This is a genomic window from Natrinema soli, from assembly GCF_028618695.1.
Genome location: NZ_JAQIVI010000105.1, coordinates 1 through 13,662, shown reverse-complemented (window position 1 = coordinate 13,662; position 13,662 = coordinate 1). Strand labels below are relative to the sequence as shown.

The 13,662-nt window shown below is 64.7% G+C and carries 11 protein-coding genes and 1 pseudogene; 8 read left to right on the top strand and 4 right to left on the bottom strand.

Translation table 11 applies throughout. The features are described 5' to 3' along the window. Positions 1 to 3,486: DUF7282 domain-containing protein (locus tag PGX04_RS07420; RefSeq protein ID WP_273737926.1), on the top strand; the 3,486-nt coding region annotated here is incomplete at its 5' end. 90 nt (positions 3,487 to 3,576) lie between these two features. Here the strand turns inward: PGX04_RS07420 and PGX04_RS07415 are convergent. Further along, positions 3,577 to 3,867, bottom strand: coding sequence for a DUF7545 family protein (locus PGX04_RS07415; RefSeq protein ID WP_273737925.1), 291 nt, complete (start codon positions 3,865 to 3,867; stop codon positions 3,577 to 3,579). Between the two features lie 117 nt (positions 3,868 to 3,984). On the opposite strand from PGX04_RS07415, the gene PGX04_RS07410 reads away from it, so the two are divergent. Further along, positions 3,985 to 4,128, top strand: a complete 144-nt coding sequence (locus PGX04_RS07410; RefSeq protein WP_273737924.1) for a DUF7557 family protein — start codon at positions 3,985 to 3,987, stop codon at positions 4,126 to 4,128. An 87-nt stretch (positions 4,129 to 4,215) separates the two neighbouring features. On the opposite strand, the gene PGX04_RS07405 is transcribed toward PGX04_RS07410, so the two are convergent. Beyond that, complete coding sequence (locus PGX04_RS07405; protein WP_273737923.1) at positions 4,216 to 4,683, bottom strand: DUF5799 family protein; 468 nt, start codon at positions 4,681 to 4,683, stop codon at positions 4,216 to 4,218. A gap of 169 nt (positions 4,684 to 4,852) precedes the next feature. Here PGX04_RS07405 and PGX04_RS07400 point away from each other — a divergent pair, with 169 nt between their 5' ends. Next, positions 4,853 to 5,329, top strand: a complete 477-nt coding sequence (locus tag PGX04_RS07400; protein ID WP_273737922.1) for a universal stress protein — start codon at positions 4,853 to 4,855, stop codon at positions 5,327 to 5,329. A gap of 183 nt (positions 5,330 to 5,512) precedes the next feature. Here PGX04_RS07400 and PGX04_RS07395 read toward each other — a convergent pair whose 3' ends face one another. Beyond that, positions 5,513 to 6,007 (bottom strand): DUF7529 family protein, encoded by a 495-nt coding sequence (locus tag PGX04_RS07395; protein WP_273737921.1) that lies wholly within the window; start codon positions 6,005 to 6,007, stop codon positions 5,513 to 5,515. An 83-nt stretch (positions 6,008 to 6,090) separates the two neighbouring features. On the opposite strand from PGX04_RS07395, the gene PGX04_RS07390 reads away from it, so the two are divergent. From PGX04_RS07390 to PGX04_RS07370, 5 genes are all read left to right on the top strand, one after another. Beyond that, on the top strand, positions 6,091 to 9,084 hold the full coding sequence (locus PGX04_RS07390; RefSeq protein ID WP_273737920.1) for a dipeptide ABC transporter ATP-binding protein: 2,994 nt from the start codon (positions 6,091 to 6,093) through the stop codon (positions 9,082 to 9,084). A 212-nt stretch (positions 9,085 to 9,296) separates the two neighbouring features. After that, positions 9,297 to 10,937 (top strand): ABC transporter substrate-binding protein, encoded by a 1,641-nt coding sequence (locus PGX04_RS07385; RefSeq protein WP_377042315.1) that lies wholly within the window; start codon positions 9,297 to 9,299, stop codon positions 10,935 to 10,937. A 50-nt stretch (positions 10,938 to 10,987) separates the two neighbouring features. Then, positions 10,988 to 12,001 (top strand): ABC transporter permease, encoded by a 1,014-nt coding sequence (locus tag PGX04_RS07380; protein WP_273737918.1) that lies wholly within the window; start codon positions 10,988 to 10,990, stop codon positions 11,999 to 12,001. Continuing rightward, positions 11,998 to 12,915, top strand: coding sequence for an ABC transporter permease (locus PGX04_RS07375; RefSeq protein WP_273737917.1), 918 nt, complete (start codon positions 11,998 to 12,000; stop codon positions 12,913 to 12,915). Before PGX04_RS07380 ends, PGX04_RS07375 begins: the two co-directional genes overlap by 4 nt. Next, entirely contained in the window at positions 12,902 to 13,282 is a 381-nt protein-coding gene (locus tag PGX04_RS07370) for a DUF7268 family protein (RefSeq protein ID WP_273737916.1), read from the top strand. The genes PGX04_RS07375 and PGX04_RS07370 overlap by 14 nt, the downstream gene beginning before the upstream one ends. Before the next feature lie 122 nt (positions 13,283 to 13,404). On the opposite strand, the pseudogene PGX04_RS07365 reads toward PGX04_RS07370, so the two are convergent. Further along, positions 13,405 to 13,662, bottom strand: a pseudogene (locus tag PGX04_RS07365) (biotin--[acetyl-CoA-carboxylase] ligase); the annotation flags it as partial.

The window sequence follows — 13,662 nt, the reverse complement described above, 5'->3', positions numbered from 1 at the left end:
CGGGTAACGATCAAGCAGATTCAGAAGGCTGCGGCCGGCGCGTCGAAGGGGGCGCTCGTCCAGAAACAGTCGGTGTCGGTCGAGCAGACGCAGGCGGCCGCGCGCGGGGCCAGCCGGGGCTCGTTGAAACAGGTTCAGTCGATCCGCCTCGAGCAGCGCCAGCGGATTTCGATCACGCAGGTCCAGGAGGCCACCTTCGGCGCGGCGAAAGGCGCTATTTCGCAGAGCCAGTCGGCGACCGTCGAACAGATCCAGGCCGCCGCCGACGGGAGCGCGGGCGGCGTGCTCGTCCAGCGTCAGTCGATCTCGATCACGCAGATCCAGTACGCCGCGGTCGGTGCCGCCGAGGGGGCAGTCACTTCGGCGATCCAGCGGCAGGAAGTCTCGATCGAGCAGATTCAGGCGGCCGCGTTCGGTGCCGGTGAGGGCGCGGTGACGCAGACGCAACTCGTCGAGGTCACGCAAGTCCAGCGACTCGCACACGGGGGTGCGAGCGGTGCTCTCGTCCAGGCGCAGTCGGCCACGGTCGCGCAGATCCAGATCGCGGCACGATCCGCCTGTCAGGAGACGGCCCACGCCGTCCAGTCCCAGCGGATCAGCATCACGCAACTGCAGCGCCTGACCCAGGAAACCGCGTCCGAGGCGACCGCCTACGCGGTGGGAGAAGACACCGACGACGTGACTCAGATCACGCAGCACGTCGAGATCACGGTCACGCAGCGAATCGAGACGATCGACCGGATCGAGGGGACGGCCTCGATCGACGTTCCGGATCAGGAGTCCGACGGGGAGCGGGTTACGATCGAAGACGTGTCGCTCTCCGAGGGTGGCTTCGTCGCGGTCTACGAGGGGGTCGCCGTCGGGACGGATCCGGACGCGATCGTCGGCAGCTCGGACTTCCTCGAGGCCGGCGACCACGAGAACGTCACGATCGAACTCGACGAGCCGCTCGAGGAGAGCGGGCCGATCGTAGCGGTCCCCCATCACGACACGAACGACGACGGAACGTTCCAGTACGCCGACTCCGACGGCGAGGAGGACGTCCCGTACGTCACCGGTGCTGGCGCGCCGGTGATCGACGGTGCGTTCGTGACGGTCGCGGACGAACCGGACGAGGCGACCGCGACGCTGTCCGTCGCCGATCAGCGGGGTGACGGCGAGACGCTCACCGTCGACGAAGCGAACGCCTCCGTTCCCTACGCAGTCACCGCATCGTACGACGGCGAGACAGCGGAGAGCGACACGTTCGCGGCCGGTGAGGCGGTATCGAACCTCTCGCTCGGACTCGAGCCGCCGCTCGCAGAGAACGCGACGGTCGACGTCTCGGTCGTCGGCGAGGACGGCACGGTGCTCGCGAACGACTCCCTCGAGTACACGGTGGCGAACGACACCGATGAGAACGGCACCGACGGCCCCGAGGCGACCCTCTCGGTCGACGACCAGACGGGCGACGGCGAGATCGTCACGGTCGACGCGGCGAGCGCGTCCGTGCCGTACGAACTCGAGGCCGAGTACGACGGCCAGCGAGTCGAGAGCGACGAGATCGAGGCGAACGCGACGGTTTCGGACGAGGTTCTCGGCCTCGAGCCGCCGCTCGAAGCGAACGCGACGGTCGACGTGTCCGTTCGCGCCGCGGCCGACGACGCGGTGCTGGCGAACGATTCCATCGAGTACGCGGTCGAGGAACAGGATCCCGACGAACCGACGGCGAACCTCTCGGTGGCCGACCAGACCGGTGACGGCGAGACGCTCACCGTCACCCAGGCGAACGCGTCCGTCGACTACGCGATCAGCGTCACCGACGGGAACGGGACCCAACTCGCGACGAGCGAGACGTTCGACGCGAACGAGACGATCGGACCCGAGGAGTTCGACCTCGAGCCGCCGCTCGCGGAGAACGCGACGCTCGAGGTGGCGGTCGTCGCGGCCGACGACGGAACGCCCATCGAAACGGCGGACGTCGAGTACACGGTCGACGGCGCGCCTGCAGGGTTCGACGTCGAGTTCGTGAACTGCCAGCGCGCGGAAGTCACCGCATCGCTCGAGGAGGGCGATCGAGTCGCCGCGAGCACGTGGTTCTACGCGTCCGGCGGCGTCGGGGACACGATCGCGGAGGACCTCGTTACCGCCGGCGACGAGATCCCGGCACCCTATAACGGGACGATCGTCTTCGAGATCGGCACCGAGCGCAACGTCACGACGGACGGCGAGCAGGTGATCGTCGAGGTGCCGGACTACGGCACCTTCGGCACGTACATCTCGGGAATCAGTTCGCCCGAGGCGGCCCCCGTGGGGGGAATCGACTTTCCGAATCCGTCGGAGGCGTGCAACGAGGAAGTGCGGCCCGAACGGCCGTCGATCGCGGTCGAGGAGACGACCGCCACCGAGGACGGCATCGACGTCACGTTCAGCTACGAGAACCCGAACGATGCCCCGATGGGAGCGAACAGTCAGTTCGTCGAAGGCAATACGACCGACCAGCCGCCGTCAGGATTCGAACCGGGCCAGCAGACGTTTACCGTCGAGTGGACGCCCGAAAGCGACGACGAACGACTCGTCTGGGAGGCCGATTTCTCGAACTTCGGCTACGAGGAGCCGATCACCGCCGAGACGCCACCGGCCGGTGAGATCGCGCCGTCCGACCCCGCAGCGTTCGGCGTCTCGATCGCGGGCACGAACAGCCCGGTCGAACGGGGAGAGTCACTCGAGGTCGAGGCCGACCTCGAGAACGTCGGCGGCGAGAACGGAACGCAGACCGTCTCGCTCGCGATCGGCGACACCGCCGTCGACACTGCGTCGATCTCGCTCGAGCCCGGCGAGACGGAGACCGCTTCGTTCACGGCCGAAACGGACGGTCTCGAACCCGGGGAGTACCCGGTCACGGTGTCGACCGCGAACGAGACTGCGGAGACGACAGTGACCGTCGAGGAGCCCCCCGCACCCGCGGCGTTCGGCGTCTCGATCGCAGGGACCAACAGTCCGGTCGAACAGGGTGAGCCCATCGCGGTCGAGACGGAGATCGAAAACGTCGGCGATCGAGCGGGGACGCAAAATCTCGAGGTCGCCGTCGACGGGACTCCCGGTGAGCCGGTGCCCATCACGCTCCGGCCCGGAGAGACGCAGACGGTGACGCTGACTTACGAGACGGCGGGCCTCGAGCCCGGCGGCTACACCCTCTCGGTGTCGACCGAGAATCAGACGGCCGAGACGGCAGTGACCGTCGAGACGGCCCCGGAGGCCGGCGCGCAAGCGGACGGAGACGGTGAAACGGGGCCAGACGGTGAAGCCGAGACGCCACCCGAGCCGGAATCACCGACTGAACCCGAACAGCCGGAGTCGCCCGAGGAGACAGAGCCCGAGCAGCCGGAATCACCGGAACAGCCGGAAACGAACGCGGGGGCCGCCGAGACGACCGACGGCGGATCGGCTAGTGCCATCGAAGACGGAACTGCTGCTACCGAAAACGAAACCGCCGGAACCGGGTAGCCATCGTTCAACACCCGATCAGTCACCAGTCGATTTCACTCGAGGGACGTGCTGCGGAGAAATCGCGGCTGTGATTCGGCTATCGGACGCTCAGTGCTGATGGCCGGTCGCTTCGCCGAACGTGACGCCGAACCGCTTCTCGAACAGGTCCATGACTTCGGCTTCCTGTGCCTCGAGGTCCTCGTCGGCGTCCTCGCCGTGGTGGACGATGTGGTGGGCGCGGCTGGCGAAGGACAGCAGCATGACGTCGCCGATCGTCTCGGCGTCGGTCTGGTCGCCCTCGGCGACCAGGTCGACGAGGCCGGACGGAATCGTGATTTCGTCGGTCGCGTCGTCTTCGGAACTGATCGAGAAGGTCGTCGTCTGGACTTCGTCGCTCATACACTGACGGTCGGGAAGCGTGCCTAAAGGTGCTGTGACTTGCGCCGGACCCGTGCACGACGCCGAACCGTCGAGGCCCCCGTGGCGTTTTTGCCGCTCGCCGACGGAATTCCAGGTATGCCATCCGTCGAACTCGACGAGGAGACGATCGAGCGGCTAGAGGCGCTGCGCGTCGAGGACGAGTCCTACGACGAACTCGTCACCGAACTCATCAACATCTACGAAACGAGCGAGTACACGATGTTTCACGCCGGGGACTGACCAGTACTGATCGGTGATCAGCGACCTGCGGTGATCGGCAACGATTTGCGACGGTGACAGTGGCAGTCGAAACTCGACCGTCCGCCGCTACTGACCGTTCGCGGCAGCGTGACGCGCCGTCTCCCATTTCCCCTTCGACTCGAGGTGTGACTGGAGTTCGTCGGCGTACTCCTGTGTGAGCCGTTTCGCTGCCTTCCGCTGTTCCTTCTCCGAGGACCCACTGTCGCCCCCTATCCCGAGTGCGCCCATGATCGAGTCGAACACCCCGCCGCTCGAGGAGTTCTGACCGGCGTTCCCGGCTCCCCCGCCCCCCATCGCGCCCATCCCGGCCTGCACGTTCTCGAGTTCGGGGATGATTCCGTCGATTTTGTCCGTGTCGGCGACGATCCGCGCCCGGTCGGGGTCGTCGGGATGTTCGATCTCGAACTCCGTGGCGGTCATGATCAGGCTCCACTGCTGGTTGGAGAAGCGCGACTGCTGGATCCGCTCGGAGAACTCCTGATCGACGGCCATCCGCTCGCCGACGATCCGATCCGTCCACGGGTTATCGCTCATGCCCCCCGATTTGAGCGGCGGCTGCATCAGCGTTTCCCCTCCCCGATTTTCGATCCGTCGACATCGCGGAGCGATCTGCAGCTCGCTCGAAAACGTCACCCAGCCTGACCGTCCCACGTGTCAGGATAATGTTGATGTAGATCCCCGTTGTATGCTACCACATACCACTATGTACGACTCCATCCTCGTCCCGACCGACGGCTCTCGAGAGGTCGAACGCGCACTCGAGTACGCGTTCGAACTCGCTCGCGCGCACGATGCAGCGATTCGCACACTGTACGTCGTCAACGCGGCCGGTTACGGCGGGCTGCCAATGGAAGCTGCCCTCGACGGCGTCAACGATGCGCTCCGCGGCGAGGGGGAGGCGGCGGTCGAGCGGGCCGAAGCGCTCGCACCGGACGACGTCACCGTCGAGACCGAGGTACGCGAGGGGGCACCGAGTCAGGTCATCGTCGACGAGGCAGATCCCGCGGAGTGCGATCTGGTGGTGATGGGAACCCACGGCCGCGGCGGAATCGACCGGCTGTTGCTCGGCAGCGTCACCGAACGGGTCGTCCGGCGCGCCTCGGTACCGGTGCTGACGGTGCAAGTCGATCCCGACGAGATCGACGACCGGTCGGAGGAGCCGCAGCTCGCCGTCGAGTGACGGGATCCGTCCGGTCGACGAACGAACGGTGTCCAGAGACGGGTGCAGAAATCGGGCAGTCGATATTCTGTGTGAGCTATACCGGAAGCCACCGCAGTGAAGGGATTAACGGATCCAGAGACGGAGACGGGATCGATCGTAGCGCGGACCCCGATCGCGACACGGAGACCAGATCGCTATCGCCTACTCGTCACCCTGCAACGGGCTGGGGAGGAACGGTTCCACGTCACCGTGGACGAACTCGACGTACTCGTCGTTCAGCCGCCTGCAGAACAGCCGGAGTTCGCCGTCCGACCGAATGACCTCGAGTGTCGACTGCCCAGACCTGGCGTCGTAGTAGGCGGGGACGAGAACGGCCGTCTTGCTGTCCAGGTCCTTCTCGACGATGAGCAGGTAGATCATACTGTCGCCCGGCGCACGGAACACGTCCACGTCCGCGAACGTGCAGTCCTCGATCACCGACTCGAGGTCCTCGTACTCGGGTCCTGGGAGGACCACGTCAAGCCCCGTGCGCATCTCGGAGTCAACGAGCACGGAGTCGCCAGGGTGGAGTTCGAGGGCCGTCCAGCCGCGGTCGCGGTACTCGTCGGCGGTTACCGCCATGTCGTCGATGACTGCTTGCCAGCCGGACTGGGCCTGCGCGTTGCTGGGGGCGTCGCCTGCCGGGTCTTCGTTCATGTCCCCACCGCGTGCACCGTCGGAGATAAACGTTACCCAAGTCCCATAAGCTATTTCTTCACTGCCTCGAGAGACTGGTGTCAGTGACTGATCTTTTATCCCTCTCCGGACTTCGCACGCAGTTCGACACGAAACGCGGCGCGGTGAAAGCAGTCGACGGTATCGACCTTACTATCGAGGAGGGCGAAACCGTCGGCCTCGTCGGCGAGTCCGGCTCCGGCAAGAGCGTGACCGCACTCTCGGCGATGGACCTCGTGGACGACCCGGGAGACGTCGTGGACGGACGGGTGTCCTTGCGACGCGCGGAACTCGCTACGGATCTCGCAGCCGAGTTCGACAGTGCAGTCGTCCCGTACCCCTTCGAACTCGTGGACGCGCTCCGGGAGATCGTCTCAGACCTCCGCGTCGGCGACGGAGGTGACTCCGCCGGATCGGAGCTGCGCGGCATGGCCGCCGACCTCGTCGGCCACGACGACCCAGCGGGGCTCGCGCCAGCCCTCCGGGACGTTGCTGACCGACTCGAGAACGGCGTGACCGAGTCCGTGGTCGCGGACGCGCTAGAGAACGCCGTCGAGGACGCCGACGACGGGTTCGTCTATCTGGATACAGCGGCGCGCGAACAATTCGAGAGGGGAATGGACACTGAAGCGATCGCGGTCGAGGACGGCGTCGTCGACCTGACGGACGCGCCCGAGGAGGCGATGCGGAAGGTCCGCGGCAGCGAGATGGGGATGATCTTTCAGGACCCGATGACGTCCCTGAATCCCGCGGTGACCGTCGGCGAGCAGGTCGCGGAGTCCCTGCGGCTTCACCAGTACGGCGAACGGAAACGGGACACGTGGCTGAACGCCGTTCGGGAAATGCTCCCGAAAATCGGCGGGCGCGAGCACGACGAGGAGGTCATGGCGGACGTCGTCGAGATCCTCACGGAGGTCGGCATCCCGGAGGCGACCACGCGCCTCGAGGAGTATCCCCACGAGTTCTCCGGCGGCATGCGCCAGCGCGTCCTCATCGCCATCGCGCTCGCGTGCCGGCCGAGTCTCCTCATCGCCGACGAGCCGACGACGGCCCTCGACGTGACCATTCAGGCCCAGATCCTGGACCTCATCGACGACCTTCAGGACGAGTTCGGGATGTCAGTGCTGATGATTACCCACGACCTCGGCGTGGTCGCGGAGACCTGCGACCGCGTCGCGGTGATGTACGCCGGCGAAATCGTCGAGGAGGGTCCCGTCGAGGAAATTTTCTACAACCCGAGCCATCCGTACACGTACACGCTCCTCGAGTCCCTCCCGACGGAGGAGAAAGACCGCCTGACGCCCATCGAGGGCAACGTCCCGGATCTGATCGACATGCCCGACGGCTGCCACTTCGCGGATCGGTGCCCGTGGGCCCAACCCGAGTGTCGCACCGGCGATATTCCGTTCCTCCAGCACGGACAGAAGGATGTCGACCATCGGTCGAAGTGTATCCTCGAGACCTTCGACGAGAGCGAGTACGGGTCGACGGGCGTCCCGTCCGCGGCCGAACACGACATCGGAGAACCGATCGTCGAACTCCGCGAGATGCGGAAGTACTACGGACAAAAGGAGGGACTGCTCGACCGATTCGTCGGCGAACAACCGAGCGTGAAGGCCGTCGACAGCGTGAGCTTCGACGTGTACGAGGGCGAGACGCTCGGACTGGTCGGCGAGTCCGGCTGTGGAAAGTCGACTGCGGGTCGCGCCATCCTTCACCTCTCCCCGCCGACGGACGGCACGGTCGTGTACGCCGGTGAAACCCTCGGGGATCTCTCGAAGTCGGAGCTTCGGGAGAAGCGCAAGGACATGCAGATGGTGTTCCAGGATCCGATGTCGAGTCTCGATCCGCGAATGACCGTCGGACAGACCATTATGGAGCCGCTGAAGATCCACGGGCTCCCGGAGTCCGATCCCGACGTTGTGCCCCGCGCAGACGTCTCGACGACCGGCATCTCCGCGGACGCGGTATCCGTCGACATCGCGGACGACGTGGACGCGTTAGTCGGGAGTAGCGACGGGGAGACCGTCGTCCCCGTGGACGTCACCGTGGCGGACGGCGACGTTACCGTGGACGCCGATGGCGTGCTCGACGTAACGACGGATGTCGTACGAGAAGACGGCGGCCGCGTCACGAGCGTTCACGTGGACGTCTCCACGAGCGACTCGAAGCGCGTTCTCCGCCGCCGCCGCGTCCGCACCCTCCTCGAGGAGGTCGGACTCGACGAGAGCCAGTACGACCGCTACCCTCACGAGCTCTCCGGCGGGCAGCGCCAGCGCGTCGGGATCGCTCGCGCCCTGGCGGTGGACCCTGACTTCATCGTCGCCGACGAGCCGGTATCGGCACTGGACGTGTCCGTGCAGGCACAGATCATCAATCTCCTGGAGGATTTGCAAGAGGAGTTCGGATTGACGTACCTGTTCATCGCTCACGATCTCTCGGTCGTCCGCCACATCTCGGACCGCGTCGCAGTGATGTATCTCGGCGAAATCGTCGAAATCGCGGCGACCGACGATCTGTTCGCGGACCCGAAACACCCGTACACGAATGCGTTGCTGTCGGCGATCCCCGAACCCGATCCCCGGGCAGACACCGACGACCGAACCATCCTGAAAGGGGACGTGCCGTCCCCTATCGATCCACCGTCGGGCTGTCACTTCCGGACGCGGTGTCCGTCGGTCATCCCACCCGAGGACCTCGACATCGAACAGGAACGGTACCGCGAGATCATGTTTTATCGACAGCGCGTGGAGTCTCGCGACATCGACCTCGAGGCGGCCCGGGAGGCGACAATCAGTGAGGCTCCAGCGGCCCGCGCGGTCGCGGACGGAGGCAGCGACTTCGCCGCCGCGCTCAATGCACAGTTCTTCAGCGGACCACTGTCGGGACGCGCTCGCGAGGCAGTCAAAGCATCCTATCGCCACCTCGACGATGGCGACTGGGCGGCCGCCGAAGCCGTCCTCGCGGACGCGTTCGAGAGCGTCTGTGAGCGCAAAAGTCCCACTCTCGATGACAGCACGCATCCGGCGGCCTGCCACCTCTTCGCCGACGACGAGTAACCGACGGAGCATCCATTCTGTCCGAACAGTCGTCCGGTGCTGGTTCGGTGGAACGCGTTGATGGCGCGAATCCGGGTCCAATAGTGGTTCTACTGTGTTATTCTCTCCTCAATTCATTAAATTAAAGAAGAGAATGGAAATACTATGCCACACAGGATCTGTTACTCATTCTAGCCGTAAGTATTATCGTTGATGATGCAAGGCATAGTGTTATGTCAGGTAATGGCAGTCAGGTATCCAGGCGTAGTTTCTTGAAGTCTGCCGGCAGTGCGACGGTCGTTGCAACCGCGGCGAGTTCCATTTCCGGCTGCCTCGGCGGTAGTGGTGACGGAGGCGGCGCACTTCGGTACGGCCGCAGTTCGCACTCGGGCACCCTCGACCCGCAGGCCACGACCAGCGGCGAGGTTTCGAAGGTCACCAATCAGATTTACGACGGCCTCATCAATTTCGAGCCCGGCGAGGCGGCCATTACGGAAAGCCTCGCAACCGACTGGTCGATGGACGGCGAAGAGGTCACGCTCGAACTGCGCGAGGACGCGCAGTTCGACGACGGCACCGACTTCACCGCAGACGACTTCATCGCGACCTACCGGCGGTTCGTCGACGAGGACTACGAGCACTACTCCGATGACGCGTCCGCGTACGGTCCGTTCACGCTCGGGAGTTGGATCGACTCAGTCGAGGCCGACGGCGATTACTCGCTGAATATCACGCTCACACAGCCGTACGCGCCGTTCCTGCGCAACCTCGCGATGTTCGCCGCCGTCGTTCTCCCGAAGAACGGTATCGAAGACGGTTTCAGCTTCAACTCGGACGCCAACGGCACCGGCCCGTTCCAGCTCGAGGAACTCGATAGCTCGAACGGCCGCATCCTGCTCACACCCAACGACAACTACTGGGGCGACGGCCCGAACGTGGAGGAACTCCTGTTCATCGAGAAAGGACAGAACTCCACGCGCACGCAGGCCCTCGTCGAAGGGGAACTCGAGATTATCGACAATCTCGGGCCCGACAACATCGGATCGGTCGAAGACGCCGACGGCGTCGAAGTCCAGTCCGGACAGGGTATCAACATCGGCTATATGTCGTTCAACCAGTCCCGCGTGGAGGAGTTCCGTGATCCCCGGGTCCGACAGGCGATCAGTTACGCTATCGACACCGAATCCATCGTCAACGAAGTCTACTCGGGCATCGCAGAGCAAGCCGGCCAGCCGTGCCCGCCAGCCCTCTTCGGACACAACGACGACCTCAGTCCGTACGCCTACGACACTGACGAGGCACAATCCCTGCTAGAGGAGGCCGGCTACGGTGACGGGTTCTCCTTCGATCTGACGACCTTCCAGAACGCCCGCGGCTACAATCCGGCGCCGGGTTCGACGGCGGAGACAATCCGGACAGATCTCGGCGAGATCGGCATCGACGTTACGATCGACGATCGGCAGTTCTCGGACTACCTCACGTACACCTCTGAAGGGAAGCACGACGCGTCTCTGGCCGGCTGGTATACGGACAACGCCGATCCGGACAACTTCTACTACGTCCTCCTTCACCCGCAGGTCGACTCTCCCGACGGACAGGACTGGGTCGACTGGGGGACGGAGGGCTACAACACGTCGAACCGGAGCGCGTGGGCGAATCAAGAGTTCATGGACCTCGTCGAGGAAGCCCAGCAGACGGAAGATCAGGAGGAACGTGCCGACCTCTATCACGAGGCGGCCCAGATCGCTCACGACGAGGCACCGTGGGTTTACATCGACTACGCCGACGAAATCCGCGGCGTCCGAGACAATGTCAGCAACTATGATATATCGGCAATCGGCGGTCCCCATCTCCACCTGGTCGAACTCGAGTAAAGCGTCCGGCTGACGGGGGATTTTTAAGGTATCAAACTCACCTCCGAATAATGGTATCAAAGCGGTTCATTGCCAAACGACTGCTGTTGCTCGGTCCGGTGCTGTTCGGAGTGGCGACAGTAGTCTTCGCCATCCTCCATCTCTCACCGGGTGATCCTGCGATAGCCATCGCGGGCAAGAACCCGAGCCAGGAGTTCGTCGAGCAGATCCGGACGGATCTCGGACTCAACGATCCGCTGTGGCAGCAGTACGTCCGATTCCTGCAGGACACTGCGACGCTCGACTTCGGACAGTCCTACCAGATCCGGCGCGGCACCGACGTCAGTGAAATCCTCGCCGATCGGCTTCCCATCACCATCGAGCTCGCCATCCTCGGCCAGATCGCAGGCCTGCTGTTCGGTCTCCCGCTCGGAATCCTGAGTGCCGTCAAGAAGGACACGTTGACCGATCACTTCTCCCGAATCGGGGCGCTCGCCGGGATCAGCATCCCGATCTACTGGAGCGGGCCGCTCCTGATCCTGCTGTTCGCACAGATTCTGGGCGTCCTCCCGACGAGCGGTCGCATCGGGTCGATGCACTTCATCGATTCAAAGACCGGGTTCATTCTCATCGATACCCTTCTGGCGGGAGACATGGCGGCGTTCCAGTCCGCCGCTCGCCACCTGTTCATGCCCGTCCTCGTACTCGGCATCTACTCGATGGCGTTCATCTCTCGGATGATGCGGTCGTCGATGCTCGAGGTCGTCAGACAGGACTACATGCGGACGGCCCGCGCGAAAGGCCAGGGCGCGAAGACGACGATCATGAAACACGGGCTTCGGAACGCCTTCATTCCCGTCATCACCATCATCGGTATCCAGTTCGGTTCGATGCTCGGCGGCTCCGTGCTGACCGAGACCGTCTTCCAGATCAACGGCATCGGAACGCTGCTCGTGGATGCGATCAACCGCAGCGACTACCCAGTGGTTCAAGCGACCGTCCTCGTCTTCGCGTTCATGTACACGATCGTGAACCTCTTCGTCGACATCACGTACTCCATCCTCGATCCACGGATTGACCAATGAGCACGGAAACCAAATCAGCGGACGTCGAACGGAGTACCGTCGAGCGCATCCGCGCGAATCCGTTCCTCACGGAACTGCTATCGAATCGAATCGCCCTCATCGGCCTCGGCCTCATCGTCGGGATGTTCGTCGTCGCTATCTACGCTCGATTCGCCTACGGCCACGACGCCATCGTCGACACGCAGTTAAGAGCGAACCCGAAGAAGGTGGGTCCGAGCGTCGAGTTCTGGTTCGGAACGGACGGGCAGGCTCGCGACATCTTTCCGCGCGTGCTGTACGGCGCGTGGTACGCGCTGAAGTTCGGGACCGCGACCGTCATCGCGTCCACGGTGCTCGGCATCACCGCCGGCATCGTCGCGGCGTACTACGGCGATCTCACCGATAACGTCATCATGCGGACGATGGACGTGCTCCTCTCGTTCCCGTCGCTGCTGCTGGCGCTCGCGCTCGTCACCATCTTCCCCGAGTCGATGGGGCTGTGGCGCGCGGTCATCGCGCTCACGCTCGTGTATACGCCGCGGTTCGCCCGAGTCGTCCGCGGCGCCGCGCTGAAAGTTCTCGAGGACGAGTACATCGAGGCGACGCGCGCGCTCGGCGCGACCGATCCACGGCTGTTGATTCGCCACGTCCTGCCGAACTGCCTGGCGCCGATCACCGTCCAGTCCACGCTGAACTACGGTCTGGCGATCATCGACATCGCGGCGCTGTCGTTCCTCGGATTCGGCGCGAGCCGCGGCGACCCGTCGTGGGGGATGATGCTCGCCGAGGGCGTCGAGAAGGGACTGTTCTCGGGCGCGTGGTGGTGGTCGTTCTTCCCCGGCTTGTTCCTCGCGCTTACCGTGCTCGGGTTCAACCTCCTCGGCGACGGGATGCGAGACGCTCTCGACCCCCGCATGCGAGATGCCGTCGACTGATTCCGCCGTCCCCGTCTCGCCGGCCCGCCTCGAGCGTACCCGCCGACTCGTGGTCGCCGCCGCTCGCTGGGTGGTCGTCGGTGCCGTGCTCGGGACGGTCGTCTCGCTCGCGTTGCTGACGGTCTGGACGTCGCGAACCGCGACCGACACGGCGTTCGCGCTCGGCGCGCTCGTCCTCGGGTTCGGCGTCACCGCCTGGTCGACGGCGGTCGGTCTCGGGCGAACCATCGAGGGGATGCAAGACCACCTCGACGTGAGTTCAGGGTGGACGGAAGCCAGCGCTCGAGAGGCGTTTTTCGTGCTGTCGTGGACGGGCGCAGGGTGGGCCGTCGCCGCGGCTGTCAGCGCGATCCTGCTGGGTGTCTGAGACCGCAACGCCGTCGAACCTCCGGAAAACAACCGTCCGTCCGACCCTCGAGTGGCTGTCGCTACCGCGAGTCAGCCGCGAGTTTTGTGATCAGTCCTCGAGTTTGTTGTAGTCACTATCACTCAGACGGGGCGCAGGTGTTCACAATCACCCGCAGCGACCGTCACCCGACCGTCGTCGGTCTCGACCACGAGCGCCCCCGATTCGGTCACGTCGACCGCCTCTCCGACGACCGCTCCCGACGGCCGATCAACTCGTACGCGTTGGCCGACCGTCAGCGCGAGGTCCCGCCACGCCGGAACGACGGCCTCGAGATCGTTCCGGTAGCGCTCGAACTCCTCGAGCAGGCGCTGGACGAAGCGTCGGCGGTCGACGTCGCC

What these genes read in the sequence shown, in the direction of transcription:
- PGX04_RS07415 (WP_273737925.1), bottom strand. Translation starts at nt 3,867, where the DNA reads ATGAGCGACGAAGTCCAGACGACGACCTTCTCGATCAGTTCCGAAGAC.
- PGX04_RS07410 (WP_273737924.1), top strand. Translation starts at nt 3,985, where the DNA reads ATGCCATCCGTCGAACTCGACGAGGAGACGATCGAGCGGCTAGAGGCG.
- PGX04_RS07405 (WP_273737923.1), bottom strand. Translation starts at nt 4,683, where the DNA reads ATGAGCGATAACCCGTGGACGGATCGGATCGTCGGCGAGCGGATGGCC.
- PGX04_RS07400 (WP_273737922.1), top strand. Translation starts at nt 4,853, where the DNA reads ATGTACGACTCCATCCTCGTCCCGACCGACGGCTCTCGAGAGGTCGAA.
- PGX04_RS07395 (WP_273737921.1), bottom strand. Translation starts at nt 6,007, where the DNA reads ATGAACGAAGACCCGGCAGGCGACGCCCCCAGCAACGCGCAGGCCCAG.
- PGX04_RS07385 (WP_377042315.1), top strand. Translation starts at nt 9,297, where the DNA reads ATGTCAGGTAATGGCAGTCAGGTATCCAGGCGTAGTTTCTTGAAGTCT.
- PGX04_RS07380 (WP_273737918.1), top strand. Translation starts at nt 10,988, where the DNA reads ATGGTATCAAAGCGGTTCATTGCCAAACGACTGCTGTTGCTCGGTCCG.
- PGX04_RS07375 (WP_273737917.1), top strand. Translation starts at nt 11,998, where the DNA reads ATGAGCACGGAAACCAAATCAGCGGACGTCGAACGGAGTACCGTCGAG.
- PGX04_RS07370 (WP_273737916.1), top strand. Translation starts at nt 12,902, where the DNA reads ATGCCGTCGACTGATTCCGCCGTCCCCGTCTCGCCGGCCCGCCTCGAG.